This window comes from Actinoallomurus sp. CA-150999 (assembly GCF_050942425.1).
Taxonomy (GTDB): Bacteria; Actinomycetota; Actinomycetes; order Streptosporangiales; family Streptosporangiaceae; genus Actinoallomurus.
In genome coordinates this window covers 4,864,531-4,889,914 of the sequence record NZ_CP192063.1, presented here as the reverse complement: position 1 = coordinate 4,889,914, position 25,384 = coordinate 4,864,531, and the positions used below count along the sequence as shown (strand labels likewise).

Annotated in this window: 29 protein-coding genes; 11 read left to right on the top strand and 18 right to left on the bottom strand. The window is 71.1% G+C overall.

The features are described from left to right. Window positions 1-62 precede the first annotated feature (62 nt). A complete protein-coding gene (locus tag ACQP2O_RS22835; protein WP_141961196.1) occupies window positions 63-275 on the bottom strand; it encodes a helix-turn-helix domain-containing protein in 213 nt (70 codons plus the stop codon). 126 nt (window positions 276-401) lie between these two features. Further along, window positions 402-2,000 carry an ABC-F family ATP-binding cassette domain-containing protein gene (locus tag ACQP2O_RS22830; protein ID WP_433188606.1) on the bottom strand — a complete coding sequence of 533 codons (1,599 nt, stop codon included), beginning with the start codon at window positions 1,998-2,000 and terminating at the stop codon, window positions 402-404. 279 nt (window positions 2,001-2,279) lie between these two features. Between ACQP2O_RS22830 and ACQP2O_RS22825 the strand changes: the two genes are divergently transcribed. The 4 genes from ACQP2O_RS22825 (at window position 2,280) to ACQP2O_RS22810 (ending at window position 5,802) form a co-directional block, all read left to right on the top strand. Next, entirely contained in the window at window positions 2,280-2,519 is a 240-nt protein-coding gene (locus ACQP2O_RS22825) for a hypothetical protein (protein ID WP_433188604.1), read from the top strand. 321 nt (window positions 2,520-2,840) lie between these two features. Next, the gene (locus ACQP2O_RS22820) at window positions 2,841-3,905 is read left to right on the top strand and encodes a DUF2330 domain-containing protein (RefSeq protein WP_433188601.1); all 1,065 of its coding nucleotides are present in this window, start codon (window positions 2,841-2,843) and stop codon (window positions 3,903-3,905) included. Between the two features lie 119 nt (window positions 3,906-4,024). Further along, window positions 4,025-4,420 (top strand): ABC transporter permease, encoded by a 396-nt coding sequence (locus ACQP2O_RS22815; RefSeq protein WP_433188599.1) that lies wholly within the window; start codon window positions 4,025-4,027, stop codon window positions 4,418-4,420. Window positions 4,421-4,572: 152 nt separating this feature from the next. Beyond that, window positions 4,573-5,802 carry an EAL domain-containing protein gene (locus ACQP2O_RS22810; RefSeq protein WP_433188596.1) on the top strand — a complete coding sequence of 410 codons (1,230 nt, stop codon included), beginning with the start codon at window positions 4,573-4,575 and terminating at the stop codon, window positions 5,800-5,802. A 4-nt stretch (window positions 5,803-5,806) separates the two neighbouring features. Here the strand turns inward: ACQP2O_RS22810 and ACQP2O_RS22805 are convergent, their stop codons facing one another. From ACQP2O_RS22805 to ACQP2O_RS22795, 3 genes are all read right to left on the bottom strand, one after another. Further along, on the bottom strand, window positions 5,807-7,006 hold the full coding sequence (locus tag ACQP2O_RS22805; RefSeq protein ID WP_433188594.1) for an alpha/beta hydrolase fold domain-containing protein: 1,200 nt from the start codon (window positions 7,004-7,006) through the stop codon (window positions 5,807-5,809). A 159-nt stretch (window positions 7,007-7,165) separates the two neighbouring features. Beyond that, a complete protein-coding gene (locus tag ACQP2O_RS22800; protein WP_433188591.1) occupies window positions 7,166-7,804 on the bottom strand; it encodes a response regulator in 639 nt (212 codons plus the stop codon). Window positions 7,805-7,952: 148 nt separating this feature from the next. After that, window positions 7,953-9,143 (bottom strand): sensor histidine kinase, encoded by a 1,191-nt coding sequence (locus tag ACQP2O_RS22795; protein ID WP_433188588.1) that lies wholly within the window; start codon window positions 9,141-9,143, stop codon window positions 7,953-7,955. A gap of 133 nt (window positions 9,144-9,276) precedes the next feature. Between ACQP2O_RS22795 and ACQP2O_RS22790 the strand changes: the two genes are divergently transcribed. Further along, window positions 9,277-9,816 carry a hypothetical protein gene (locus ACQP2O_RS22790; RefSeq protein WP_433188585.1) on the top strand — a complete coding sequence of 180 codons (540 nt, stop codon included), beginning with the start codon at window positions 9,277-9,279 and terminating at the stop codon, window positions 9,814-9,816. Window positions 9,817-9,821: 5 nt separating this feature from the next. Here the strand turns inward: ACQP2O_RS22790 and ACQP2O_RS22785 are convergent, their stop codons facing one another. After that, window positions 9,822-11,150 carry a PLP-dependent aminotransferase family protein gene (locus ACQP2O_RS22785; protein WP_433188582.1) on the bottom strand — a complete coding sequence of 443 codons (1,329 nt, stop codon included), beginning with the start codon at window positions 11,148-11,150 and terminating at the stop codon, window positions 9,822-9,824. Between the two features lie 91 nt (window positions 11,151-11,241). Here ACQP2O_RS22785 and ACQP2O_RS22780 point away from each other — a divergent pair, with 91 nt between their 5' ends. The 3 genes from ACQP2O_RS22780 to ACQP2O_RS22770 are packed head-to-tail and all read left to right on the top strand — an operon-like array spanning window position 11,242 to window position 12,856. Next, window positions 11,242-12,069, top strand: coding sequence for an alpha/beta fold hydrolase (locus tag ACQP2O_RS22780; RefSeq protein ID WP_433188579.1), 828 nt, complete (start codon window positions 11,242-11,244; stop codon window positions 12,067-12,069). A 3-nt stretch (window positions 12,070-12,072) separates the two neighbouring features. Then, complete coding sequence (locus tag ACQP2O_RS22775; RefSeq protein ID WP_433188576.1) at window positions 12,073-12,549, top strand: SDR family oxidoreductase; 477 nt, start codon at window positions 12,073-12,075, stop codon at window positions 12,547-12,549. A gap of 7 nt (window positions 12,550-12,556) precedes the next feature. Then, window positions 12,557-12,856: a hypothetical protein gene (locus ACQP2O_RS22770; RefSeq protein WP_433188573.1), complete on the top strand. Its 300-nt coding sequence runs from the start codon at window positions 12,557-12,559 to the stop codon at window positions 12,854-12,856. On the opposite strand, the gene ACQP2O_RS22765 is transcribed toward ACQP2O_RS22770, so the two are convergent. After that, entirely contained in the window at window positions 12,834-13,316 is a 483-nt protein-coding gene (locus ACQP2O_RS22765; RefSeq protein WP_433188570.1) for an SRPBCC family protein, read from the bottom strand. The genes ACQP2O_RS22770 and ACQP2O_RS22765 overlap by 23 nt on opposite strands. Before the next feature lie 157 nt (window positions 13,317-13,473). Further along, complete coding sequence (locus tag ACQP2O_RS22760; protein WP_433188567.1) at window positions 13,474-14,067, bottom strand: HD domain-containing protein; 594 nt, start codon at window positions 14,065-14,067, stop codon at window positions 13,474-13,476. A 74-nt stretch (window positions 14,068-14,141) separates the two neighbouring features. Here ACQP2O_RS22760 and ACQP2O_RS22755 point away from each other — a divergent pair, with 74 nt between their 5' ends. Next, the gene (locus ACQP2O_RS22755) at window positions 14,142-14,651 is read left to right on the top strand and encodes a hypothetical protein (protein WP_433188564.1); all 510 of its coding nucleotides are present in this window, start codon (window positions 14,142-14,144) and stop codon (window positions 14,649-14,651) included. 6 nt (window positions 14,652-14,657) lie between these two features. On the opposite strand, the gene ACQP2O_RS22750 is transcribed toward ACQP2O_RS22755, so the two are convergent. From ACQP2O_RS22750 to argF, 10 genes are all read right to left on the bottom strand, one after another. Beyond that, window positions 14,658-14,978, bottom strand: a complete 321-nt coding sequence (locus ACQP2O_RS22750) for a metal-sulfur cluster assembly factor (RefSeq protein ID WP_360879074.1) — start codon at window positions 14,976-14,978, stop codon at window positions 14,658-14,660. Continuing rightward, complete coding sequence (sufU, locus tag ACQP2O_RS22745; protein ID WP_433188561.1) at window positions 14,975-15,421, bottom strand: Fe-S cluster assembly sulfur transfer protein SufU; 447 nt, start codon at window positions 15,419-15,421, stop codon at window positions 14,975-14,977. Before sufU ends, ACQP2O_RS22750 begins: the two co-directional genes overlap by 4 nt. A gap of 34 nt (window positions 15,422-15,455) precedes the next feature. Continuing rightward, a complete protein-coding gene (locus ACQP2O_RS22740; protein ID WP_433191122.1) occupies window positions 15,456-16,730 on the bottom strand; it encodes a cysteine desulfurase in 1,275 nt (424 codons plus the stop codon). A gap of 2 nt (window positions 16,731-16,732) precedes the next feature. Further along, a complete protein-coding gene (gene sufC / locus ACQP2O_RS22735) occupies window positions 16,733-17,482 on the bottom strand; it encodes a Fe-S cluster assembly ATPase SufC (protein WP_433188558.1) in 750 nt (249 codons plus the stop codon). 5 nt (window positions 17,483-17,487) lie between these two features. After that, entirely contained in the window at window positions 17,488-17,802 is a 315-nt protein-coding gene (locus ACQP2O_RS22730; protein WP_345436417.1) for a non-heme iron oxygenase ferredoxin subunit, read from the bottom strand. Next, window positions 17,799-18,917, bottom strand: coding sequence for a Fe-S cluster assembly protein SufD (sufD, locus tag ACQP2O_RS22725; RefSeq protein WP_433188555.1), 1,119 nt, complete (start codon window positions 18,915-18,917; stop codon window positions 17,799-17,801). Before sufD ends, ACQP2O_RS22730 begins: the two co-directional genes overlap by 4 nt. A 2-nt stretch (window positions 18,918-18,919) precedes the next feature. Then, on the bottom strand, window positions 18,920-20,332 hold the full coding sequence (gene sufB, locus ACQP2O_RS22720; protein WP_433188552.1) for a Fe-S cluster assembly protein SufB: 1,413 nt from the start codon (window positions 20,330-20,332) through the stop codon (window positions 18,920-18,922). Then, the gene (locus tag ACQP2O_RS22715; protein ID WP_433188549.1) at window positions 20,329-21,087 is read right to left on the bottom strand and encodes a helix-turn-helix transcriptional regulator; all 759 of its coding nucleotides are present in this window, start codon (window positions 21,085-21,087) and stop codon (window positions 20,329-20,331) included. Before ACQP2O_RS22715 ends, sufB begins: the two co-directional genes overlap by 4 nt. A gap of 76 nt (window positions 21,088-21,163) precedes the next feature. Beyond that, window positions 21,164-22,531, bottom strand: coding sequence for an MFS transporter (locus ACQP2O_RS22710; RefSeq protein ID WP_433188546.1), 1,368 nt, complete (start codon window positions 22,529-22,531; stop codon window positions 21,164-21,166). 67 nt (window positions 22,532-22,598) lie between these two features. After that, entirely contained in the window at window positions 22,599-23,609 is a 1,011-nt protein-coding gene (argF, locus tag ACQP2O_RS22705) for an ornithine carbamoyltransferase (RefSeq protein WP_433188543.1), read from the bottom strand. A gap of 98 nt (window positions 23,610-23,707) precedes the next feature. Between argF and ACQP2O_RS22700 the strand changes: the two genes are divergently transcribed. Both ACQP2O_RS22700 and ACQP2O_RS22695 read left to right on the top strand, forming a co-directional pair. Further along, on the top strand, window positions 23,708-24,619 hold the full coding sequence (locus ACQP2O_RS22700; RefSeq protein WP_433188540.1) for an ABC transporter ATP-binding protein: 912 nt from the start codon (window positions 23,708-23,710) through the stop codon (window positions 24,617-24,619). A gap of 47 nt (window positions 24,620-24,666) precedes the next feature. Continuing rightward, window positions 24,667-25,383, top strand: a complete 717-nt coding sequence (locus tag ACQP2O_RS22695) for an ABC transporter permease (protein WP_433191120.1) — start codon at window positions 24,667-24,669, stop codon at window positions 25,381-25,383. Window position 25,384: the final 1 nt, after the last annotated feature.

The window sequence follows — 25,384 nt, the reverse complement described above, 5'->3', positions numbered from 1 at the left end:
GCGGGTCGGGCACGGTGGCCTCTCATGCGGTCCGGCGCCGAGAGTTGGGGGGAGCTAGTCCGTCAGGACTTCTTACCGCGGGTAGCCCCACCGCGTCCGCGCAGGTTCACGCCGGACTCGGTGAGGATGCGGTGGATGAAGCCGTACGACCGTCCGGTTGCTGCAGCCAGGGCACGGATGCTCTCGCCGGAGTCGTAACGCTTCTTCAACTGCTCCGCCAACTTATCTCGCTCGGCACCGGTCACGCGGGTGCCCTTCTTTAGGGTCTCGGCCACGAGTACCTCCCGTAGTGATGCGGTGACCGCTGCGTTATCCCCAGCCATGATCAGACATTCGCGCGCGATCGGCTACCCACTACGCCAGAAAAGATCTGCTTCCTTGGGTCAAGGTTGCGCTGCAGGTCAGGCAAGTGCCACGAGATCGGAAAATTCGTCACTCCAGATGTCCTCTACACCATCCGGAAGCAAGATCACTCTTTCCGGTTGCAACGCCTGCACCGCACCCTCATCGTGGGTCACCAGAACGATGGCCCCGGCGTAGGTGCGGAGGGCCGCCAGGATCTCCTCGCGGCTCGCCGGATCGAGGTTGTTCGTGGGCTCGTCGAGCAGCAGCACATTGGCGCTGGACACGACGAGAGTGGCGAGCGCCAGGCGGGTCTTCTCGCCCCCGGAGAGCACGCCTGCGGGCTTTTCGACGTCGTCCCCGGTGAACAGGAAGGAGCCCAGGATCTTGCGCGTCTCCGTCTCCGGAAGGTCGGGGGCGGCGGACCGCATGTTCTCCAGCACGGTACGGTCGACGTCGAGCGTTTCGTGCTCCTGGGCGTAGTACCCCAGGCGCAGGCCGTGCCCGTCGATAAGCTCGCCCGTATCGGGCTTTTCGACGCCTGCGAGCATGCGCAGCAGGGTCGTCTTGCCCGCGCCGTTGAGGCCCAGGACGACCACTCGGCTGCCCCGATCAACCGCTAGGTCGACATCGGCGAAGACTTCCAACGAACCGTACGATTTGGACAAAGCTCGTGCCATGAGCGGCGTTTTGCCGCACGGGGCCGGCGCGGGGAACCGAATCTTGGCCACCTTGTCGGACTGACGCTCGTCCTCGACCCCCGCCAGGAGGCGCTGGGCACGGCGCTCCATCTGTTGCGCGGCCCTCGCCTTCGTCGCCTTGGCCCGCATCTTGTCGGCCTGGGTCTGCAGGGTGTTCGCCTGGCGCTCGGCGTTGGCACGCTCGCGCTTGCGGCGCCGCTCGTCGGTCTCCCGCTGGGTCAGGTAGGTCTTCCAGCCGACGTTGTAGAGGTCGATGACGTTGCGGTTCGCGTCGAGGTGGAACACCTTGTTCACGACCGCGTCGAGCAGGCCGACGTCGTGGCTGATCATGATCAGTCCGCCCTGGTGCGACTTCAGGAAGTCGCGGAGCCAGGTGATCGAGTCGGCGTCGAGGTGGTTGGTCGGCTCGTCGAGCAGGAGGGTGTCGGCCCCGGAGAACAGGATGCGGGCCAGCTCGACCCGGCGGCGCTGACCGCCGGAGAGGGTCCGCAGCGGCTGGCCGAGCACCCGGTCCGGCAGGCTCAGGCTCGAGGCGATGGAGGCCGCCTCCGCGTCGGCGGCGTAGCCGCCGAGGACGTGCAGCCGGTCCTCCAGCCGACCGTAGCGGCGGACGGCCTTGTCGCGCTCGGCGCCCTCGGCCGTCGCCATCTTCTCCTCGGCCTGGCGCATCCCCCTGATGACCTCGTCCAGTCCGCGCGCGGACAGGATCCGGTCGCGGGCGAGGACCTCCAGGTCGCCGGTGCGGGGATCCTGCGGGAGATAACCCACGGTGCCGGACCGCGTCACCTCGCCGGCGGCGGGCAGACCCTCTCCGGCGAGCACTTTGGTGAGGGTGGTCTTGCCGGCCCCGTTGCGGCCGACCAGGCCGACCCGGTCGCCGGGGTTGACGCGGAACGTGGCTCCGTCGAGCAGCAGACGGGAACCGGCGCGGAGTTCGATGTCACGGGCGGTGATCACAGTGAGAACGCTCCTGGGGGGCGGGCTGGGAGAGGCGGGGACGACGAAAAGGGCGCCGCCCGGGGCCTCGTCCGGCCCGGCCGCGCCCAAGGAGCGCCTGATCAGCTCGCAAGCATGCTCTCAGTGTAAGGGACAACGCCGGGGATCTCGGCATCGCCGCCTCCGACGGGGCGAACTCGGTGATCTTCCACGTGTGGCGACCGGGATCAGGGGGAAACGTGTACGGCGACCGGCCCGCCGCGCACGGCGGACCGCACGACCAGGACGGGAGGCCGTGACATGGCCGACGATCAGTCGAGGGAGGACCTGGAGGAGGAGCTCCGGGTGGTGGAGGACGACATCGCGTCCGTCCGCCCGGAGCTGAAGGAGATGCGCCGGCGGATCGGCGACCGGGACGAGGGCGCGACCGATCCCGCCGAGAGTGCCGCGATGATCGAGAACGCCGATGAGCAGGAAGCACTCCTCGGGCAGCTGGAGGAACGGCGTGCGGTACTCCTGCGGCGGTTGGGCCGGGAGTGACGCGTATCCCCGCCCGGCCACCCGGGAACGCGTACCCATACGGGGAGTCCTCCCGTAGTCGCGCACCGTTCCCGCAACGAGAGTGGATATCGACCGTTTCCATCCCCTGACCTCCGAGGAGAGATCGTCCGATGCGCCGCATCCAGCAGGTCAAGGTCAAACGCCCGCGTCCGACCTCAGCCGCCGAGCTCGACCTGCGCACCCCCTCCGGCCGCGTGCTCCCCTACTGACCCCCCATCCCCCTGACCGGCGGACCGCGCCGAGTCCAGATCGTGATCCGCGGCCCGCAACCGTTCTGACGTCGCCCTCGTCTGAGCCGGCATGCGTGGAAGATCGCTCGCCCGGCTCCTGATCCCCCTCGTGGTCGCCGCGGCCGCAATGGGCGTCGTCCGACCGTCCTGGGCCTGTGGCTGCGGGGCGCTCATCACCTCGACGGACTCCGGAGTCAACGTCGCCGAGGAGACCTCCATCGTCCGCTACGACGGCTCGGCGGAGGAGATCGTCATGCGCCTGTCGGTGCGGTCCAGCGCCCGTGACGCCGCGTGGCTGATGCCGACCCCGGCCCGCGCCACGGTGACGCTCGGCGAACGCGGCTGGTTCGAGCAGCTCGACCGCCTCACCGAACCCCGTGTCGTGAAGCGCCGGCACTGGTTCCCGGACCTTGGCCCGGCCCGCGTGGCGGGCGCCCCGGCGCCGAGGATGCCCGGCGGCGTGGGGGTGCTCAAGCAGCAGCGGCTCGGCCCCTTCGAGGTCACGACGCTGTCCGCCCGCGATTCGCACGCGCTCGCGTCCTGGCTGACGAGCCATGGCTACCGCCTGAAGGGCCGGCTCTCCCAGGCGCTCGAACCGTACGTGGCGCGGCAGTGGACCTACACGGCGATCAGGCTCGCCCCCGAGAGCGGCCCGCTCACCGGTGAGCTCGATCCGCTGCGCATCAGGTTCACGACCGCCGCGCCGGTCTACCCGATCCGGTTGTCGCGGCTGGCGAGCACGCCCCAGGCCGTGCACCTGTACGTCCTCGCGCCCCATCGGGTCACCGTCCGCGGCCTCGGGCTGTTCACCACGTACGCGGGCCGGGTGAGCCCCGCACAGGTCTCCTCCCCCGGCCTGCGCGGCCTGCTGGGCGGCGGGGCGTTCCTGACCGAGGTGGTGCGCCAGGGGATCCCCCCGTCCGACTTCACAGACGACCTGACGTTCGCCAATGCCGGCGACACGCCCTACCAGCAGGTGGACTACGTGGAGGGCGGCCTGGTGACGTTCCTGGGCGTGCCGGCCTTCCTGTGGCTGCTCGGGACGCCAGTGGTGGCGCTCGTGGCCGTGGTGGTCGTGCTGGTGGCCCGGCGTTCCGGGCGCGCACGCCGCGGACGCGTCCCAGAGCCCTCGTGACCAAGGGGTGGTCGGGGTCGGTTGGTCGGGTGAGACTCGATTTGCCGCGCCCTGACCGGTGATCGCCATTTTCATCACCGTCGGTTTGGGAACCGCGACCCGGTGGGAGGATGTCGGGCATGTGGATCGCTCCCGAACGCCGGCGCTTGGGCCGGTGGATCGCACCGGCGCTCGCCGTCGCCGCCGGTGTGGCGATCGGAGCCACCGAGGCCACCCGAGGGCACATGTCGACGGGCCTGGTGGGGTTCGCGGTGCTCCTCGGCTACGGGGTGCTGCTGGCCTACCGCCGGGGCGAGTCGGTCCTCACCACGCACGAGGCGTTCGGAGTCGGCAGGCGCTCGGGGATCCATCTGCGCGCCGCCGCGATGACCGGTGACGTGCTCGTCGGGGTGATCGTCGCGGCGATGCTGGTGCAGGCGCTGCGGGGCGCGGAGATCGGCCTTCTCGCCGGCCTCGCCGCCGTCGCGGGCGTGACCTACTTCCTGTCGATCGTGATGCTCAACCGCACGTACTGACCGGCGCAGCTCCCCGCCCCGGGAGGTTACGGAAGATCACTTACCACAACACGACCCCGCCCGATATCAAAACAGCGGCAAGCTGTGAAATTTCCGATGAATAGTGAGGTCAGAGCCACCCAAAGGCGCGGAAGAGGTCGCAGAATGGTCTCGTGACCGCTTTCGCCGCCGCCCCCGGCGGCCCGGAGTCCGCGTTCGCGGGGCGTCCCGACGTCTCGCCTTCGACGCACGCAGCGCGCGCGGAGTCCGCGTTCGCGGCGCGTCCAGACGTCTCGCCTTCGGCGCATGCGGGGCGTTCGGACGTCCCGCCTACGGCACACGTCACCTTCCACCCCATCGTCGACCTCGATGCCGGAACCGTCGTCGCCGTGGCGCCCTCCGTACCCGGTCCCCCGGTCCTCGATCCGGATCTCGACGTCGACTGCGCGATCCTCGCCGCCCGTTCCCTGTCCCGCCGGGAGACGTTGCTCCCCGTCCTGCTCGTGCTGCGGATGGGCACGCTCGCCTACGACCGGCCGATGGAGCGGCTGCACCGGACGCTGGCGAGCCTGGGCCGCCGACCGGGCGGCGTCATCCTGGGGGTGACGGGCGACACGGCCGGGGTGTCACTCGACGAGGCCGCCGCCCGGCTGGGCGGGATCCGCTCGGGCGGGTACCTGCTCGCCGTGGAGGCGGGGGACCTGCCGACGCGGTTCGTCGCCGACATCGCCCCGACGATCCTGATGCTCACGCCCGAGGTGACCCGGCGAGCCACCGCGGACCCCCGGCGCTCCGCGATCGCCGAGGCTCTGGTCGCGCTCGGCCGCCGCATCGGTGGTCATGTGCTCGCCCCCGGCGTGATCTCCGACGATCAGCTCACCCACCTGCGGGGACGCGGGGTGCGGCTGGCGCAGGGACCGCTGCTGGCGTCTCCGCAGTGGCTGCCCGGGGTGCCGGTGAACGTCCCGGTCGGATCGCGCGACGTCGAACGCGACCGGCTCGGTCCGCGCGTCACGGAGTTCATGATGCCGGCGACGGTCATGCCCGACACGGCCACCGCCGAAGAGGTGCTCACGGTGTTCAACGCGGATCCGGCCACCAGCAGCGTCGTGCTCGTCGACCAGGCCCAGCGCCCACGGCACATGGTCGACCGCACCCGGTTCCTGCTCCGGCTCGCCGGGGCGTACGGCCACGCCCTGCACGCCCACAAGCCGGCCGCGCGGCTCGCCGACGCGCCTCGGCCGGTCCCCCGGACGGTGCCGGCGATCGCGGCCCTCCGCGCGGCGGGCAACGACGCCGAGCGCGTCTACGAAGACCTCGTGGTGATCGACGAGGTCGGGCGCTGTCTGGGCATCGCGCGGGTCGGCGACCTGATCCGCAGCCTGTCCGCGCTCGATCACTGACGTTTCAGACGGGGTGCTCGGCCCGCCGCACCGAGGTGAGGAAACGCTCGACGCCCTCGATGACGCGGGCCGTGCGGTACGACGGGAAGATGTCGAAGGCGTGCTGGGCGCCCTTCATCTCGGCGTACAGCACGGGGGCCGCCGACACCTCCCTCAGCCGCTCCGCGAAGGAGCGCGCCTGCGTCACCGGCACCAGCGTGTCCAGGCTCCCGTGGACGACGAGGAAGGGCGGCGCGTCCGCGTTGATCCAGTGCGCCGGTGAGGCCTTCTCGTACGCCTCGGGGTGCTCCGCCCGCCGTGCGCCCATGACGTGGCGTTCCATGGCGGACGCGAACGTCTTCGAGCCGCCGTCCAGCAGGGCGACGATGTCGTAGACGCCGTAGAAGGTCACGGCCGCCCGCACGGTCGTGTCGACGTCCTCGAACCCCGGCTGGTACTCCGGGACACCGGGCGTGAGCGCGAGGAGGGCGGCGAGGTGGCCGCCCGCCGACCCGCCGGTGACGCACAGGAAGTCCGGGTCGGCCCCGTACTCCGTCGCGTGCTCGCGGTACCACCGGATCGCCCGTTTGAGGTCGATGAGGTGGTCGGGGAACTTCACGCGCGGGCTGAGCCGGTAGTCGACGTTGACGCCCACCCAGCCGTTGGCGGCGAGGTGGTTCAACAGCGGGATCCCCTGCTCCCGCTTGCTGCCGATCATCCAGGCCCCGCCGTGCACCTCCATGATCCCCGGGCGGCGCTCCCCCGGCGCGGACGGCCGGTAGACGTCGAGCCGCATGTCCGGCTCGTCCCCGTACGCGATGTTCCGGGTCCGCGTCACCCCGGAACGACGGGTCATGAGGACGGGGAAGACGACGTGGGACCGGGGAAACGCCGGTGCCCGCTCCCCCGGATCGAGCTCCAGTTCCGCGCTCCACTCCCGGACGGTCACCGTCGTCCGCCGTGCCCGCGCCATGACCACCGCCAGTCCGGCCCAGCCGAGGACGGTCGCGGCGATCCCCGCCCAGCCGGCCGGGCCCGCGAGACCTCCCGCACCGGCGATGAGCGCCGTGACCACCGCCTCGATCACGAGGACCCAGGGCGCGAGCTCGATCGTGAGCCACGCGACGAAGAAGCCGGGGAGCAGGAGGCGCCCCCGGCGCGGCCGCAGCGCGTTGACCGTGGTCAGCAACGCGAGGACGCCCGAGGCGAGGAGAACGTACGGCATCGTGCCTCCGAGGATCAGCCGATTTCACCATCCACCACAGGGCGCGCGCCGACAACCTGACCACAGCCACACGCCGTGGGGGGCGGGCCGACGACGAGGTCCGGGCCGGGCTCTGAGATCCGGGCAGGCGACGGCCGGACGGGGCTTCGCGATCGGGATTCAGGCCGAGGTCAGGCCGATCTCCTGGGCGTAGATCGCCGCCTGGACGCGGCTGCGCAGCCCCAGCTTGGCGAGGATGCGGCTGACGTGGGTCTTGGTCGTCGTCTCCGCCATCGCGAGCCGGACCGCGATCTCCTGGTTGGACAGCCCCTCCCCCAGACAGGCAAGCACGTCGCGTTCCCGAGGGGTGAGCGCGGCCACCGGTCCGGTGGCGGCGGGCGGGCGGGTGGCGGCGAAGGCCGAGATCAGCCGCCGGGTGACCGCCGGCGCGATGAAGCCGTCCCCGGCGGCGACCAGCCGTACGGCCTCGATGAGACGATTCGCGTCGATGTCCTTCAAAAGGAAACCGGCGGCGCCGGCGCGCAACGCTCCGAAGACGTACTCGTCGAGGTCGAAGGTGGTCAGCACGAGGACGTCGGCCACGCCGGCCAGCTCGCGGGTGGCCGCGATGCCGTCGAGGCGCGGCATCCGGATGTCCATGACCACCACGTCCGGACGAAGCTCACGGGCCATGGCGACCGCCTCCCGGCCGTCGGCGGCCTCACCGGCGACCTCGATGCCGCGCGCGGAGCCCAGGATCAGCACGAGCCCGGCCCGTACGGCCGCTTGGTCGTCGGCGACCAGTACCCGGATGGTCATACTCTCTCCTTCATTCGCCGACCGGCAGCCGGGCGTGGATCCATTCATCCACCCACCCAGAAGCCAGGCCTGGACCCGTTCATCCATCCACCGGAAGCCGAGCGTGCACCCCTTCATCCACCCACCCAGAAGCCGGGCCTGGATCCATTCATCCGCTCACCGGAAGCCGGGCGTGGACCCGCCATCGGCCGCCGTCTCGGCCGGCGGTGAATGAGCCGCCGAGCAGCGACGCCCGTTCGCGCATCCCGATGAGTCCGGTGCCGGTCCCCAGAATCCCCGTCCTCCCGCCGAGCGGACTGTCGACGACGATGGTGACGGCGTCCCGGCCATGTGTGATCGCGACCGCCGCCTCACCGTCGCCGGCGTGCTTGACGACGTTGGTCAGCGACTCCTGAACGATCCGGTACGCGGCCAGTTCGACGGCGGCCGGCAGCTCCGCGGGCTCGCCGTCCGTGGTGAGACGGGTGGTGAGGCCGTCCCGCCGGGTGCGCTCGACGAGGGCGGTGACGTCGTCGAGGCGCGGACGCGCCGCGGCGCCGGTGCCCTCACTCCCGCGCAGCAGTCCGATCATGCGGCGCATCTCCGCGAGCCCCTGCACGCTGTTCTCCCTGATCACCTCCAGCGCTCTCCGTACGGCCGCGGCGTCCATGTCCGGCACCGAGAGCAGCGCCGACGAGTGCAGGGCGGCCGCACTGAGGTGGTTGGCGATGACGTCGTGCAGCTCCCGTGCCATCCGCGCGCGCTCGTCGGCCACCGCCTCCCGGCGGTCCAGCTCGGCCAGCCGGGCGACCTGCTCGGCGCGTACGCGTTCCGCCTCCGCCAGCTGGGCGGCCTGCTCCGCGCGTACGCGTTCCGCCTCGGCCCGGTCGCGGTGCTCGCGGACGACGATCGCGGTGAGCACCGGCACCACGAGCACCAGCGCGAGGCTGGCCAGGTTGGTGACGATCGTGCCGGGACTGCTGGCGTCGAGCAGGCTGATGACGCCGGTGAGCGCGAGCGTGACCGCTCCGGTCGCGGTCAGCAGCCGGCGAGGAGAGGCCGCCGGTCCGTACAGCGCCGCCGCGTAAAGCGCGTCGGTGAAGATCGCGACAGTCGGGAAGCTCGTCCCCAGGACGGCATCCGCGACGACGGCGGGCGTGGCGATGGCGAGCGTGGCCATCGGCGCGGTACGGCGGAAGAGCATCGCCGCGCACACGCCGAGCAGCGGGATCGCCCGCCACAGCGGGCCGGGGTCGGGCCGCCCGGGCCAGTGGATGTAGGAGTGGGCGGCCAGCATCACCGCGCCCCCGGCGAGCGCGGCGGTGGCCAGCAACGCGTCCTGCCGCGTCGTCCATCTCATGGGTCGATCACACCATCCCCCCGACGGCGTTCGCACCGGCCAGAGGCCGATCGACGCGTACATCGAAAGGAGGACCCCCGATTCATCACCCGCGACGAGCGTCCGGCGAGGTCTCCCGGCCGACGATGGGACCGTGCTCTTCCTGATCATCGCCGGCTGTGAGGTCGGCTTCTGGCTGTTCCTGTTCGCGGGGCTGGCGACCCGTTACCTCGCCCGCCGGCGCGGGCTCGGCGCGGCGCTGCTGCTCTGCGTGCCGCTCACCGACCTGGCCCTGCTGATCGCCACGGTCGTCGACCTGCGCCGGGGCGCGACGGCCGGCTTCCCCCACGGTCTCGCCGCCGCGTACCTCGGCTTCTCGGTCGCGTTCGGCCACGGGATGATCCGCTGGGCCGACGAGCGGTTCGCGCACCGGTTCGCGGGCGGGCCGCCGCCGAGCAAGCCGCCCCGCTACGGCCGGGCGCGCGCCCGGCACGAGTGGAGAGAGTTCGGCAAGGCCGTCATCGCCTGGGCGATCTCCTGTGCGCTCCTCCTCGCGGCGATCGCCCTGGTCGGCGACGCGGACCGCACGGCCGCGCTGAGCGGCTGGCTGGGCCGCCTCACGGTCATCCTCGGCATCTGGGCGCTGTGGCCGATCACCTACACGATCTGGCCCGCCAAACCGAAGAAGACCTGAACCACTCATTCCACCTCAACGTCCTCAGGAGCGCTTCTGGCCAGGGCGGCCAGCGTCTCGAGAGCGGCGGCCAGGGTGTCGATCGGCGGCGCCGACAGGGCGAGGCGGACGGCGTTGGGCGCGCGGGACACCACGACGGTGAAGGCCGCGCCCGGGGTGACGGCAATGCCGCGTCGGGCGGCGGCCGCGACGAACGTGTCGGCCCGCCAAGGATCGGGCAGCCGCCACCAGCAGTGGAAGGCCTGCGGATCGGCCTCGACGGCGAATCCGGCCAGATGCTCGCGGACGAGCCGCTGGCGGGCCGCCGCGTCGCGGCGTTTGATCTCCTGAAGGGTCCTGGCCGTGCCGTCGGTCAGCCATCGCGTCGCGGCCTCGACGGCGAAGCGTGAGGCCGTCCAGCCGCCGGAGCGCAGCGCCGAGGCGACGCGGTCGCCGATCGCCTCCGGTGGCACGGCGAAGCCGACGGTCAGGCCCGGGGCCACCCGCTTGGACAGGCTGTCGACGACGATGACGCGCTCCGGCGCCAGTGCGGCCAGCGGCGGAGGATCGTCGCGGAGGAAGGCGTAGATGGCGTCCTCGACGGCGTAGACGCCGAGGTCGCACAGTGCGGCGGCGACCTCGGCGCGCCGGCACTCGGGCATGGTGACCCCGAGCGGGTTGTGCAGCGTGGGCTGGAGATAGACCGCGCGCAGCGGCCCGGCCGATCGGATGGCCTCCGGGAGCACGCCGGACTCGTCCATGGCAAGGGGCACCAGCGTGATGCCGAGGCGGGTGGCGATGCCCTTGACCAGGGGGTAGGTCAGCTCCTCGACGCCGACCCGGTCGCCGGCGGGCACCAGCGCCGCCAGCGCCGCGGCGATCGCCTGCCGTCCGTTGCCGGCGATGAGCACGCGCCCGGGGTCGGGGGTCCAGCCGGGACGGGCGAGCGTCGCGGCGGCCGCCTCCCGGACGGCCGGCGTGCCCGCCGCTCCCATGGGGGTCAGCGCCCCGGCCAGCACGTCGGGGCGCAGCAGGCCGCCGAGGCTCTCCGCGAGGAGCGCGGGCTGCTCGGGCGGGAGAGAGAAGTTCAGCTCAAGGTCGACCCGCGCCCGGGCCGGCTCGGCGAGGGCGGGCTCACCGGCCGGGGCCGCGGCGCGGACGAAGGTGCCGCGCCCCACCTCACCGACGGCGAGGCCGCGGCGGATCAGCTCGCCGTACACCCGCGCCGCGGTGGAACCGGCGATGCGGTGCCTGCGGGCGAACTGCCGCTGCGGCGGCAGCCGGTCCCCCGGCCGGAGGCGGCCGTCGGTGATCTGCGCCGCCAGCGCGTCCGCGATCCGCCGGTAGTCGTCCATACCCGCCTCCACGCCAACATTGCACCGAGAGCAATTTAACTATTGCACCGAGATATTGGCGTCAATAGCATCGATCCGTCAAGCATGACCCATGAAGGAGACACAGGACATGGGCGTTTTCCGCAATGGCCAGGTAACGATCGAATACGACGATCATCGCTCCGACGGCGCCTCTCCGCCGCTGGTGCTCGTCCACGGTCACCCCTTCGACCGCTCGATGTGGACGCCCCAGGTCGAGCACATCGACACGCGGCGGGTGATCGTGCCGGACCTGCGCGGCTACGGCCGGAGCACCGTCGTCCCGGGTAAAACGCCGTTCCAGGCGTTCGCCGAGGACATCGCCGGCCTCCTCGACCACCTCGGCGTCGAGGAGATCGTGCTCGGCGGCCTGTCCATGGGCGGCCAGATCGTCATGGAGTTCCACCGCCTGTTCCCGGAGCGGCTGCGCGGCCTTCTGCTCGCCGACACGACTCCCCAGGCGGAGAACGAGGAGAGCGGGCGGGCCCGCAACGCCATGGCCGACCGGTTGGTCCGGGAGGGCATGGGCGGCTACGCGGATGAGGTCCTGCCCAAGATGGTGGCGCCGGCCAACATCCGGCGGTTCCCGGCGGTGGCCGAACACGTCCTCGGCATGATGCGAGGAGCGCCTCCGGAGGGCGCCGCCGCCGCGCAGCGCGGCCGCGCCGAGCGTCCCGACTACGTCGCATCCCTGGCGCGTGTCCGCGTCCCCACGCTCATCGTCGTCGGCAGCGACGACGAGTTCACCCCGATCGCGGACGCCCGGCTCATGCACGAGGTCATCCCGGGATCCACGCTCGTGGTGATCGAGGGCACCGCGCACATGCCCAACCTGGAACGGCCGGCCGAGTTCAACGAGGCGCTGGGCAAGTTCCTCGCCACGATCCCCGAGGAGCGCTGAGCCGTGATCGCATTCGTCACCGGTGCCAGCACCGGATTCGGCGCCGCCATCGCCCGCCGTCTCGCCGCCGACGGCGCACGCGTCGTCGCGTCGGCGCGCCGAGCGCACCTGCTCGCCGAACTGGCGGCCGACCATCCCGGCGCCGTCCACCCGCTCGAACTGGACGTCCGGGACAGGACGGCGGTCGAGCACGCGATCGCCACCCTGCCCGCGGAGTTCCGTTCGTCCATCAGTTCAGCGTCTCTGATTGGCTCAGGAATTCTGAGGAATCCTGAGGAATCGCCCCGGCTGGATGCCAGGTATGCACCAATCGTCTTCGTCCCCTGGTGTCGGCAGGCAAAGCCGCCGACCCGCGTGGCACGTCCCTCCGGACGCTATCGGTCCAGCCTGCACAGCTATAGGACCAAGGAGGGTGCCCCGCGTCGCCTGGGCACGGGGCGTATTGACCACAGAACGGTACCATGCGATCGCCAAGAGTGACCAAAAAGTGAGTCTGAACCTGCGGAGCGACCTGCACGGGACGGGCGTCCGCGTCACCTGCGTCGAGCCCGGCATGTGCGGAGGCACGGAGTTCTCCACCGTGCGGTTCGGCGGGGACCGGGAAAAGGCCGACGCCGTCTACGCCGGGATGCGGCCGCTCGGCCCCGACGACGTCGCCGAGGCCGTGTCCTGGGCCGCGTCACTGCCGGCCCACGTCAACATCAACGTCATCGAGCTGATGCCCGTGGCCCAGAGCTTCGCGGCGTTCGCGGTGGACCGGTCGGTCAGCGTTCCAGCGCCGTCTTGATGCGGGCGAGGGTCGTGCGCATGCCCTGCCAGTTGACGTCGGCGCGCCCCTCCGCGGGGACGCCGGTGAAGACCCTGCCGAGGAGGGAGACGAACCCCGCTCCACGGTTGTCCCGCCGCAGGTCCTCCCAGTGCTCCGTCAGCCGGGTCGCCCCGCCTTCGGCCGGGTCGACCCGGTAGCCCCACACGGCCACCGGGATCCCGAAGCTCGTCACCCGGAACGCGAAGGCCTTGCCGGGCACCGCCTCGGTGACCCGGCAGTTCGTGAACCACACGCGCGGCCCCATGCGGTTGAACCCGACGAACGGCAGGCCGGGGACCACGCGGCGGCCGCGCACCCAGACCGCGAAGACCTCCGGGCTCCACTCGCCCATGCGGCGCGGGTCGGCCACCGCCTCGTACACCCGCTCCGGCGCCGCGTCGATGACGACGCTCTCCTCGACCGTCCACTGGCGTTCCATGCCCGCGATCATCTCGTACGGCCGGGGGCGCGGTCAGCGCAGGTGAGCGAATCGCCATCGCGTACGGCCGAGGCTCGATCGGCGAGGTGAGCGAATCGCGCCTGACGCCTCGAACGGTCAGCGCAGGTGGGCGAATCGCGCCCGACATCTCGTCCGGTCAGCGCAGGTGGGCGAATCGCTCCTGCCAGTCGGCGAACCAGGGCTCGCCCGCGGCCAGCGGCACGATGTAGGTGACCGTCTCGGCGTGGTAGCGGCGCTGGAAGTCCAGCGGCATCCGGTCCAGGGTCTGGACGTTGCTGACCCGGTCGGCGAGCTTGACCAGGATCGCCTCGCGGGGCGCGTCGCGCAGCCGCCGCAGGTAGGACACCTTCGCGGCCCGCTTGGCTGCCTTCCCCTGCACCGGCGGCTTGGTCACCCAGTCCACCAGCTCCCCGACGACCGGGCCGAACCCCGCCTCGACGTCGGCGAGCGTCGCCGGGGTGTCCTCCACCGCGTCGTGCAGCAGGGCCGCCACGAGCAGGTCGGTCTCGGTGACGCCGACGCCGCGGACCAGCACCTCCAGCGCTTCGAGGAGGTGCTCGACGTAGGGGGCGCCGGTGGGCCGCCGCTGCTCGCCGTGCCAGCGCAGCGCGGCTTCGGCGGCCCGATCGAGGGTCGCCAGATCGACCGGCCGCGAGGCCAGAGCGGCGCGGGCCTGCTCCCACGTGCGCCAGTTGGTGAAGATCTCCACTGTGCCCTTTCCCCGAGTCACCGCGCATCGTCACGAGGTCGTCTCGATCGCCCGTGAGCCTGCGCGAAGCCGTACGCTCGCGGCATCATTGCACGGTGAGGAATCCGCCCGACGATCATGCCATCGCGGTGTGGATATGGCCTCGGGCGCTCCCCCTCACCGAGGTCTTCGGACCGGCGTGGGACGGCCCGGAGATCCGCGCCCGTTTCCTCACCCTCACCGGCCAGTGGCACGCCCGCCATCCGGCCCCGGCGGCCACCGGCGAAGGCCCCGGGCCGCAGCCCGGCCAGTGGATGTGGCACCCGCCCGCGCACCGGATCTACGACTGCCACACCTACGAGGCCGGGGACGACTGGCTCGAGGTGGCGATCCGGATGGAGACGGTCGACTTCTACCCGAACCACTGCCGGCTCGGTGCCAGCCTGACCATCGCGTGCCGGTGCGAGACCCCGCACCGGGCGCACACGATCGTGGAGACGTCATGGCGCACCGGCGGGCCCGCCGGCGCGCTCGACGCCCTCACGGCGATCCTGCGCTACACCGACCAGTGGATCGCCAACTCCCAGCAGCCGACGGGCTGGCGGCGGCACGCCGGCCTCGACTGACCGGGCTCAGACGTTGAAGCCCAGGGCGCGCAGCTGTTCCCGCCCGTCCTCGGTGATCTTGTCCGGGCCCCACGGCGGCAGCCACACCCAGTTGATCGTGACCTTCTCCACGAGCCCCTCCAGGGCGCTCGCCGTCTGGTCCTCGATCACGTCGGTGAGCGGGCAGGCCGCGCTCGTGAGCGTCATGTCGAGCGTGGCGACGTTGTCGTCGCCGATGTTGACGCCGTAGACCAGTCCGAGGTCGACGACGTTGATGCCGAGCTCGGGGTCGACGACGTCGCGCATCGCCTCGAGGACGTCGTCCTCGGCGGCCTTCGTGTCGCTCATGAGTTGTTGCCTTCCATGGCCTTCGCGGTCGCGTCCTTCCACGCCATCCAGGCGAGCAGGGCGCACTTGATACGGGCGGGGTACTTCGACACTCCGACGAAGGCGACGGCGTCCTCGAGCACGTCCTCGTCGGGCTCGGTCTGCCCGCGGGACTGCATCAGCTTGAGGAACTCGTCGCCGGTCACCATCGCGTCCGTCACCGGCCTGCCGATGATGAGGTCGGTCATCACCGACGCGCTGGCCTGGCTGATCGAGCAGCCGAGCGCGTCGTAGGACACGTCGACGACCTCGTCGCCGTCCAGCTTGACGCGCAACGTCACCTCGTCACCGCAGGTCGGGTTCACATGGTGCACCTCGGCGTCGTACGGCTCCCGGAGACCCTTGTGATGAGGGTTCCGGTAGTGGTCCAGGATGATCTCCTGGTACATCGACTCGAGCTGCATCTGCTCCCCTTCCAAACGGCCGATCGGTGCAACGTCAGACCGCGCCGAAGAATTTCTGCGTCTCCCGGAGCCCCTCGACGAGCGCGTCGACGTCGTCGCGGGTGTTGTAGAAGTACAGCGACGCGCGCGTGCTGGCGGTGACACCGAAGCGCTTGTGCAGCGGCTTGGCGCAGTGGTGGCCGGCGCGCACCGCGACGCCGTGGGCGTCGAGCACCTGGCTGACGTCGTGCGGGTGGATCTCCCGCCCGTCCGGGCCCTCCAGGGTGAAGGAGATGGCGGTGCCGCGGTCCTCCGCGTCGACCGGGCCGATGATCCGCAGGCCGTCGACGGCGGTGAGCGACTTGAGCGCGTACGCGAGCAGCTCGTTCTGCTGCGCCTCGATCTCGTCCAGGCCCAGCTCGGTGAGGTAGTCGATGGCGGCGCCGAGTCCGGCGGCCTCGGCGATCGGCATCGTGCCGGCCTCGAACTTGTGCGGCGGCGGCGCGTACGTCGAGCCCTCCATCGCCACCGTCTCGATCATCTCACCGCCGCCGAGGAACGGCGGGAGCGTCTCGAGCAGCTCGGCGCGGCCCCACAGCACCCCGATGCCGGTCGGGCCGCAGAGCTTGTGCGCGGTGAAGCCGTAGAAGTCGACGCCGAGCTCCTGGACGTCGACCCGCATGTGCGGCACGGCCTGGGCGCCGTCGGCGAGCACGAGCGCGCCGACCGCGTGGGCCTTGTCCGCGATGAGACGCAGCGGGTTGATCGTGCCGAGGACGTTCGACTGGTGCGCGACCGCGACGATCTTCGTGCGCTCGTTGATGAGGTCGTCGATGTTCGACAGGTCCAGGCGGCCGTCGTCGGTCACCCCGAACCAGCGGAGCGTCGCGCCGGTGCGCTGGGCGAGCAGCTGCCACGGCACGATGTTGGAGTGGTGCTCCATCTCGGTGATGACGATCTCGTCGCCGGGGCCGACGCGGAACCGCTCGGCCTCGGGACCGAAGGTGGCCGCGTTGCCCATGGCGTAGGCGACGAGGTTGATGCCCTCGGAGATGTTCTTGGTGAACACCACCTCGGTCTCGCTCGCCGCGCCGATGAGGTTCGCGGCCTTGATCCGGGCGCCTTCGTACGCCTCGGTCGCCTCCTCACCGAGCTGGTGCGTCGCCCGGTGGATGTTGGCGTTGTGCGCGGCGTAGAAGTCGTCGATGGCGTCGATCACCTGGCGGGGCTTCTGCGAGGTGTTGGCGCTGTCGAGGTAGACCAGCGGCCGCCCGTCGCGGACGGTGCGGGTCAGGATCGGGAAGTCCGCCCGGATCCGTTCGACGTCGATGCTCACGCGGACGCGCCCGCCTTCGTGAACTTCTCGTAGCCCTCGGTCTCCAGCAGCTCCGCCAGCTCCGGGCCGCCCTGCTCGACGATGCGGCCGGCGGCGAAGACGTGCACGAAGTCGGGCTTCACGTAGCGGAGGATGCGGGTGTAGTGCGTGATCAGCAGCACGCCGGTGTCGCCGGCGCGGAACCGGTTGACGCCCTCGGAGACGACTTTCAGCGCGTCGATGTCGAGGCCGGAGTCGGTCTCGTCGAGCACCGCGACCTTCGGCTTGAGCATCTCGAGCTGGAGGATCTCGTGGCGCTTCTTCTCACCGCCGGAGAAGCCCTCGTTGAGGTTGCGCTGGGCGAACGCCGAGTCGATCTGCAGCTCGGCCATCGCCTGGCGCATCTCCTTGGAGAACTCCCGCAGCTTCGGCGCCTCGCCGCGCACGGCGGTGACGGCGGTGCGCAGGAAGTTCGACACCGAAACGCCCGGCACCTCGACGGGGTACTGCATCGCGAGGAACAGCCCGGCGCGGGCGCGCTCGTCGACCTTCATGTCCAGGACGCTCTCGCCGTCCAGGAGCACCTCGCCGCCGGTGACGGTGTACTTCGGGTGACCGGCGATGGCGTAGGCGAGGGTCGACTTGCCGGAGCCGTTCGGCCCCATGATCGCGTGGGTCTCGCCCGCCTTCACGGTCAGGTCGACGCCCCGGAGGATCTCTTTGTCCTCGACGGAGACGTGCAGGTCGCGGATCTCAAGCGTGGCCATGGTGTTCAGGACTCCTTGAGCGACACGTACACGTCGTCGCCCTCGATCTTCACTGGGTACGTGGGAACCGGCTGCGTGGCCGGCGGGTTGGTGGGCTTGCCGGTGCGCAGGTCGAAGCACGAGCCGTGCAGCCAGCACTCGATGGTGTGGTTGTAGACGTCGCCCTCGCTGAGCGCGACCTCGGCGTGCGAGCAGACGTCGCGCATGGCGTAGACGTCGTCGCCGGTGCGGACGACCGCCACCGGCGTGCCGTCGATCTCCACCGCGAGCGCGCCCTCCTCGGGCAGCTCGGACAGCGAGCAGGCGCGCGTGAAGCTCATCGGTCGAGCTCCTCGTCGATCGCGGCGAGGACCCGCTCCTGGATCTGCGGCAGGTCGATCTTCTCGACGAGCTGGCCGAGGAAGCCGCGCACGACCATCCGCCGCGCGGTGTCGTACGGGATGCCCCGCGCCTGGAGGTAGAACAGGTGCTGGTCGTCGAGGCGGCCGGACGCCGAGGCGTGGCCCGCGCCGGCGACCTCGCCGGTGAGGATCTCGAGGTTCGGCACCGAGTCGACGCGGGTGCCGTCGGTGAGCACGAGGTTGCGGTTGAGCTCGTACGTGTCGGTGCCCTCGGCCTCGGCCCGGATGATCACGTCGCCGATCCAGACGGCGTGCGCGTCCTCGTCCTGCAGCGCGCCGCGGTAGTCGACGCGGCTGCGGCAGTTGGGCTGCGTGTGGTCGACGAGCAGGCGGTGCTCGAGGTGCTGGCCGCCGTCGGCGAAGTACACGCCGTACAGCTCGGCGTCGCCGCCGGGCGCGTCGTAGGCCACCGTCGGGGCGATGCGCACGACCTTGCCGCCGAGGCTGACGAGGAAGCTCTTGAACCGCGCGTCGCGGCCGAGCTTGGCGTGCTGGTGTGACAGGTGCACGGTGTCCGGCGCCCAGTTCTGCAGGCTGAACACCGTGAGCGAGGCCCCGTCGCCGACGACGAACTCGACGTTGTCGGCGTAGGCGGCCGAGCCGGTGTGCTCCAGCACGACCGTGGCCTGCGCGAACGGCTCCAGGACGATGGTCGTGTGGCCGTAGGCGACGCCGCCGCCCTCACCGCGCAGCGACAGGACGGTCGGCTCGGTGGCCACGACCTCCTTCGGCACGGTGACCACGGTCGCCTGCGTGAACGAGGCGTACGCCTGCGCGCTGACGCGGTCGGACGGGACGTACGCCCTGCCGACGCGCTCGTCGTCCCGGGACACCGTCTCGACGGTGACCTCGGGCGCCGCGGACACGTCGACGATCACCTTGCCGTCGGCGGCCGCGCCCTTGTGCAGGTCGCGGATGCGGCGTAGCGGGGTGAACCGCCACTCCTCCTCGCGCCCGGTGGGCACGGCGAAGTCGTCGACGTCGTACGACGAGTGCTCGTGGAGGGTGGACAGCGGTTTGGTCTCGAGGCCCATTGTCAGCCCACCGCTCCTTCCATCTGCAGCTCGATCAGGCGGTTGAGCTCGAGGGCGTACTCCATCGGCAGCTCGCGCGCGATCGGCTCGACGAAGCCGCGCACGATCATCGCCATCGCCTCGTCCTCGGTGAGCCCGCGGCTCATGAGGTAGAACAGCTGGTTCTCCGAGACCTTGGAGACGGTGGCCTCGTGGCCCATCTCGACGTCGTCCTCACGGACGTCGACGTAGGGGTAGGTGTCGGAGCGGCTGATCTGGTCGACCAGCAGCGCATCGCACTTGACCGTCGACTTGGAGTGCTCGGCGCCCTCCTGGATCTGGACCAGGCCGCGGTAGCTCGTGCGGCCGCCGCCGCGCGCCACCGACTTGGAGATGATCGTCGAGGAGGTGTTGGGCGCGGCGTGCACCATCTTCGAACCCGCGTCCTGGTGCTGGCCCTCGCCCGCGAAGGCGATGGACAGCGTCTCGCCCTTGGCGTGCTCGCCCATGAGGTAGACGGCCGGGTACTTCATCGTGACCTTGGACCCGATGTTGCCGTCGATCCACTCCATCGTCGCGCCCTCGTAGGCGACGGCGCGCTTGGTGACGAGGTTGTAGACGTTATTCGACCAGTTCTGGATGGTCGTGTAACGGCAGCGGGCGTTCTTCTTCACGATGATCTCGACGACCGCGGAGTGCAGCGAGTCGGACTTGTAGATCGGCGCGGTGCAGCCCTCGACGTAGTGGACGTACGCGCCCTCGTCGACGATGATCAGCGTCCGCTCGAACTGGCCCATGTTCTCGGTGTTGATCCGGAAGTAGGCCTGCAGCGGGATCTCGACGTGCACGCCCGGCGGCACGTAGATGAACGACCCGCCCGACCACACGGCCGAGTTGAGCGCGGCGAACTTGTTGTCGCCCACCGGGATCACCGAGCCGAAGTACTCCTGGAAGATCTCCGGGTGCTCCTTGAGGCCGGTGTCGGTGTCGAGGAAGATGACGCCCTGCTGCTCCAGGTCCTCGCGGATCTGGTGGTAGACGACCTCGGACTCGTACTGGGCCGCGACGCCGGCCACCAGGCGCTGTTTCTCCGCCTCGGGGATGCCGAGCTTGTCGTAGGTGTTCTTGATGTCCGCCGGGAGCTCTTCCCACGACGCGGCCTGCTTCTCCGTCGACCGGACGAAGTACTTGATGTTGTCGAAGTCGATGTCGGTGAGGTCGGCGCCCCACGTCGGCAGCGGCTTCTTGCCGAACAGGCGCAGGCCCTTCAGGCGAAGGTCGAGCATCCAGTCGGGCTCGTTCTTCTTCGCCGAGATGTCGCGGACGACCTCATCGGACAGCCCGCGACGGGCCGAGGCGCCGGCCACGTCAGAGTCGGCCCAGCCGAACTTGTAGTTTCCGAGCCCTTCGAGCTCGGGATGGGCTGCCGTAGTCATGCGGAGGTGCCTCCGGAGTCCTGCTTGTCGTTCTTATCGGTTTTTTCGGTCAGTTCACGTGACGTCACGTGGGTCGTGCATATTCCATCGCCGTGCGCGATCGTGGCCAGCCGCTGCACGGGGACGCCGAGCAGCCGCCCGAACGCCGCCGTCTCCGCCTCGCACAGCTGCGGGAACCGGGCCGCGACGTGCGCGACCGGGCAGTGGTGCTGGCACAGCTGCTGCCCGCCGGCCGGGGCGGTGCCGGCCGAGGCGGCGTAGCCGTCGACGGACAGCGCCTCGGCGAGGGCCTGCGCCCGCTGCTGCGGCGGAACCTCCCGGATCGACGCGCCGTAGCGCGCCTCCAGGTCGCTCACCTGGCGGCGGGCGAACTCCGCGACGGCCTCCTCGCCGAGTTTGTCGGCCAGGAACCGCAGGGCGTTGGCCGCGAGATCGTCGTAGGCGTGCACGAAGGCGCTGCGCCCGGCGTCGGTGATGACGAACAGCTTGGCCGGACGGCCGCGCCCGCGCCTGGACTGCGGACGGCTCCGCCGCTCCTCGATCATCCCCTCGTCGAGGAGGTGCTCGAGGTGGCGGCGCACGGCCGCGGGCGTGAGCCCGAGCCGCTGTCCGAGCGCCGAGGCGCTGATGGGACCATATTCAAGAATCAGACGCGCCACCCGGGCGCGGGTGGTGCGCTCGGTGTGGTTCGGACCGAGCGCGGGCACGCCGGCGACCGCCGGGTCGCCGCTCGTGGTCTCGGTCACGTTTTTCACAACATCAGTGTGGCCTAATTCCTTCCCCCGACACAAACGGATCCCGGTAATCCGCATCACTAAGGCGAGCCTTGCCTCACCTGCGCGGACCCTCCCGTACGGTGAGGGCCACGACCACGGCTCCGAGGAGGAACGCCGCGCCCGCGCCGGCCATCGGCGCCGCGAGCCGGCCTCCGCCGCCCAGCGTGCCGAGCAGGGCGACGCCGACCGTGCTGCCGACCTGCCGGGCCGCGTTGACCGCCCCCGAGGCGACGCCCGCCCGCTCCGGCGGCGCGGCCTCGACGACAGTGGTGGTGGCGGCCGGCATCGTGAACGCCATCCCGAAGCCCACCGCCATCAGCCCGAGCATGATCAGCAGGTACGGCGTGCGCGGGCCCACCGCCATGAGCGCGAGCAGCCCGGCCGCTCCCGTGCACAACCCGATCAGCATCGTCGGGCGAGTGCCGGACCGGCCCGAGAGCCGCCCGGACAGGAACGACGCCACCGAGACGAGGATCCCCTCCGGCAGCAGCGCCAGGCCGGCCGTCGTCGGGCTCATCCGCCGGACGTCCTGGAAGAACAGGCTGACCACGAACAGCTGGCCGTAGAAGCCGAGGTTGATCAGCAGTCCGACCGCGTTGCCGCCGGAGAACGGCCGGCTCCGGAACAGGCTCAGGGGCAGCATCGGGTTCGCCGACCGCCGCTCGACCGCGACGAAGGCCGCGGCCGACAGCGCGGCGAGGGCCAGCGCGCCGAGGACGGCCGGCGAGAGCCAGCCGCGGGTCCGGGCCTCGATGAGGGCGAAGGTCAGCAGGCCGAGCGCGGCGACCGCGGCGACCTGCGCGCCCGGATCGATCCCCCGCCGGCCGTGCCCCTCCGGCCGTACGACGTGGCGGATCGTCAGCAGCAGGGCGACCAGCCCGATCGGCACGTTGACGAAGAACACGACCCGCCAGCTCACCGCGTCGGTCAGTACCCCGCCGAACACCGGACCCGACGCGGCCGCGATCCCGGCGACCGCGCCCCACACGCCGACGGCCCGGGCGCGCGCCGCCGGATCGAGGTTGGCGGCCTGCAGCAGCGCCAGGGACGACGGCACCAGGATCGCCGCCGCGGCGCCCTGCACCACCCGCGCGGCGACGAGGAGGGCCGCGGTCGGCGCGATCCCGCAGGCGGCCGAGGCGACGGTGAACAGCAGGAGCCCGGCGCAGAACACCCGGTGGGGTCCCACCCGGTCGCCGAGCGCGCCGGCGGACAGCAGCAGCGTCGCGAACGTGAGCGTGTAGCCGTCGACCACCCACTGCAGGACGCCCATCCCGCCGCCGAGGTCACGACCCAGCGCGGGCAGCGACAGGGTCACCGCCGTGGCATCGATGATGACCATGAAATAGCCGAGGCAGATGGCGAGCAGAGGCAGCGCTCCGGCCCGCGGCCGGGACCGCGTGCCGGATTTCAGGGCGAACATGCCCCGATGCTGGCCCGCATTCGTTTAGACGATCGCCGAAACGTCGCCGCGACGGCCTGGGGCGGGTTCAGCGGGCGAGGGTCGCGACCAGGACGGCCTTGATGGTGTGCAGGCGGTTCTCGGCCTGGTCGAAGACGATCGAGGCCTCCGACTCGAAGACCTCGTCGGTGACCTCGAGCCCCTCCAGGCCGAACTGCACGTAGATCTCCTCGCCGACCGTCGTCTCCCGGTCGTGGAACGCCGGGAGGCAGTGCATGAACCGCACCGACGGGTTCCCGGTCGCGGCGAGCGCCTCGGCGTTGACCTGGTACGGCTTGAGCAGCGCGATCCGCTCGGCCCAGACCTCCTTCGGCTCGCCCATCGACACCCAGACGTCGGTGTGCAGGAAGTCGGCGCCGCGCACGCCCTCGGCGACGTCGTCGGTCAGGGTGATCCGGGCGCCGCTGCGCTCGGCCAGGGCGCGGGCCGCGGCCTGGACCTCGGCGGACGGCAGCAGCCCGCCGGGCGCGACGAGCCGGACGTCCATGCCCAGCAGGGCACCCATGACGAGCAGGGAGTTGCCCATGTTGTTGCGCGCGTCGCCGAGGTAGGCGAAGGCGATCTCGCCCAGGGGCTTGGCCGCGTGCTCGGCCATCGTGAACGCGTCGCACAGGCTCTGGGTCGGGTGCCACTCGTCGGTGAGACCGTTCCAAACGGGGACGCCGGCGTGCGCGGCGAGGACCTCGACGTCCGCCTGGCGCCTGCCGCGGTACTGAATACCGTCGAACATCCGGCCCAGCACCCGCGCGGTGTCCTTCACCGACTCCTTGTGCCCGATCTGGGAGCCCGACGGGTCCAGGTAGGTCACGTGCGCGCCCTGATCGTGCGCCGCGACCTCGAACGCGCTGCGCGTGCGGGTCGAGGTCTTCTCGAAGATCAACGCGATGTTGCGGCCGGTCAGGCGGGGCTGCTCGGTGCCCGCGCGGCGGGCCGCCTTCAGCTCGCCGGCCAGGTCGACGAGCGAGCGGAACTCCTCGGCGGTGAAGTCGAGCTCTTTGAGGAAGCTCCGGCCGCGCAGCATGTGACCTCCCAGTGACATGGACCGACTGTATCGTCATGCGTCTAGCTGAATCAATATTCAGAAAGATCTCCGGGGTCCATGCGTCGCGCCGAGCCGCCCCTCCTAGACTCGGGGGCATGGAACCCCTCGCCGTCGCAGTGAATGACCTGGTCAAACGCTATGGCATAATCACCGCGGCCGACGGTCTCTCATTCGACGCCCGGCACGGCGAGGTGACCGCCCTCCTGGGCCCCAACGGAGCGGGCAAGACCACCACGGTCGAGATCTGTGAGGGCTACCGGCGCGCCGACGCGGGCACCGTGCGCGTCCTCGGCCGCGACCCCCGCGACCCGGAGCTGAAGACGCGCATCGGCGTGATGCTGCAGTCCGGGGGCGTGCCGACCAACGCACGCGCCGGGGAGTTCCTCAGCCTGATCGCGAGCTTCTACGCCACGCCCCTCGCCCCCGTCGCGCTCTTGGAGCGGCTCGGCCTCACCGCCTCGGCCCGTACGCCGTACCGCCGCCTGTCCGGCGGCCAGCAGCAGCGGCTGGCCCTCGCCGCCGCGGTGGTGGGCCGCCCCGAGCTGGTCTTCCTCGACGAACCCACCGCCGGCCTCGACCCCCAGGCCCGCCACGCGACGTGGGAGCTCGTCGAGGACCTCAAGGCCGCCGGCGTCGCGGTGATCCTCACCACCCACCACATGGACGAGGCCGAACGGCTGGCCGACCAGGTGGTGATCGTCGACCACGGGACGGTCATCTCCTCCGGCCCGCCGTCCTCGCTGACCGGCGCCGAGCGCCAGCTCCGCTTCCGGGCACGCCCCGGGCTCGGCCTGGACGAGCTGCTGTCCGCGCTGCCGCCCGCGACGATGGCCAAGGAGTCGCCGGCCGGGCACTACGTCATCGAAGGCGATCTCGTGCCCGAGCTGCTGGCGACCGTGACCGCCTGGTGCGCCTCCAACGGCGTCATGACCGAGGACCTGCGGATCGAGCGGCGGACCCTCGAAGACGTGTTCCTGGAACTGACCGGACGGGAGCTCCGCTCGTGACGGACCTGACCTTCACCCCCTCGCCCGGCGCTGCGCCGGCGTCCCGGATGATCCGGGCCCAGACCGCGTACGAGCTGCGCACGCTGCTGCGCAACGGCGAGCAGCTGCTGCTCACCCTCATCATCCCCATCGCGTTGCTCGTCCTCTTCAGCGCCGCGCCGCTGCTCGACGTCGGCGCGGGCAAGCGGGTCGACTTCCTCGCCCCCGGCATCCTGGCGCTCGCCGTGATGTCCACCGCGTTCACCGGGCAGGCGATCGGGACGGGCTTCGAACGCCGGTACGGCGTGCTGAAGCGCCTCGGCTCGACGCCGCTCCCCCGGTCCGGGCTGATCGCCGCGAAGACCCTCACGGTCGTAGCCGTCGAGGTCCTGCAGGCGGTCGTGCTCTGCGTCGTGGCGTTCGCGCTCGGCTGGAGCCCGCACGGGAACCCGGCGACCGTCATCCTGCTGCTGATCGTGGGCACGGCGGCGTTCAGCGGCTTCGGGCTGCTCATGGCCGGCACCCTGCGCGCGGAGGCCACCCTGGCCGCCGCCAACCTCGTCTACCTGCTCCTGCTCGTTCTGGGCGGTGTCGTATTTCCGTTGACAAAGTTCTCCGGCGGCGTACGGTCGGTACTCGAACTGCTACCGATCTCCGCGCTCGCCGACGGGCTGCGTCAGGTACTGCAGCACGGTGCCGGGTTCCCCGTCCGCGATCTGGTGATCCTCGCCGTGTGGGCGGTGCTCGGCCTGGCACTCGCCGCGCGCTTCTTCAAGTGGGAGTGAC

Coding starts and splice junctions, on each gene's coding strand:
- ACQP2O_RS22700 (WP_433188540.1), top strand. CDS start 23,708: ATGGAACCCCTCGCCGTCGCAGTGAATGACCTGGTCAAACGCTATGGC.
- ACQP2O_RS22730 (WP_345436417.1), bottom strand. CDS start 17,802: ATGAGCTTCACGCGCGCCTGCTCGCTGTCCGAGCTGCCCGAGGAGGGC.
- ACQP2O_RS22795 (WP_433188588.1), bottom strand. CDS start 9,143: ATGAGATGGACGACGCGGCAGGACGCGTTGCTGGCCACCGCCGCGCTC.
- sufD (WP_433188555.1), bottom strand. CDS start 18,917: ATGGGCCTCGAGACCAAACCGCTGTCCACCCTCCACGAGCACTCGTCG.
- sufU (WP_433188561.1), bottom strand. CDS start 15,421: ATGCAGCTCGAGTCGATGTACCAGGAGATCATCCTGGACCACTACCGG.
- ACQP2O_RS22785 (WP_433188582.1), bottom strand. CDS start 11,150: ATGGACGACTACCGGCGGATCGCGGACGCGCTGGCGGCGCAGATCACC.
- ACQP2O_RS22815 (WP_433188599.1), top strand. CDS start 4,025: ATGTGGATCGCTCCCGAACGCCGGCGCTTGGGCCGGTGGATCGCACCG.
- ACQP2O_RS22695 (WP_433191120.1), top strand. CDS start 24,667: ATGATCCGGGCCCAGACCGCGTACGAGCTGCGCACGCTGCTGCGCAAC.
- ACQP2O_RS22780 (WP_433188579.1), top strand. CDS start 11,242: ATGAAGGAGACACAGGACATGGGCGTTTTCCGCAATGGCCAGGTAACG.
- ACQP2O_RS22750 (WP_360879074.1), bottom strand. CDS start 14,978: ATGAGCGACACGAAGGCCGCCGAGGACGACGTCCTCGAGGCGATGCGC.
- sufB (WP_433188552.1), bottom strand. CDS start 20,332: ATGACTACGGCAGCCCATCCCGAGCTCGAAGGGCTCGGAAACTACAAG.
- ACQP2O_RS22805 (WP_433188594.1), bottom strand. CDS start 7,006: ATGCCGTACGTTCTCCTCGCCTCGGGCGTCCTCGCGTTGCTGACCACG.
- ACQP2O_RS22800 (WP_433188591.1), bottom strand. CDS start 7,804: ATGACCATCCGGGTACTGGTCGCCGACGACCAAGCGGCCGTACGGGCC.
- sufC (WP_433188558.1), bottom strand. CDS start 17,482: ATGGCCACGCTTGAGATCCGCGACCTGCACGTCTCCGTCGAGGACAAA.
- ACQP2O_RS22710 (WP_433188546.1), bottom strand. CDS start 22,531: ATGTTCGCCCTGAAATCCGGCACGCGGTCCCGGCCGCGGGCCGGAGCG.
- ACQP2O_RS22765 (WP_433188570.1), bottom strand. CDS start 13,316: ATGGAACGCCAGTGGACGGTCGAGGAGAGCGTCGTCATCGACGCGGCG.
- argF (WP_433188543.1), bottom strand. CDS start 23,609: ATGTCACTGGGAGGTCACATGCTGCGCGGCCGGAGCTTCCTCAAAGAG.
- ACQP2O_RS22820 (WP_433188601.1), top strand. CDS start 2,841: ATGCGTGGAAGATCGCTCGCCCGGCTCCTGATCCCCCTCGTGGTCGCC.
- ACQP2O_RS22825 (WP_433188604.1), top strand. CDS start 2,280: ATGGCCGACGATCAGTCGAGGGAGGACCTGGAGGAGGAGCTCCGGGTG.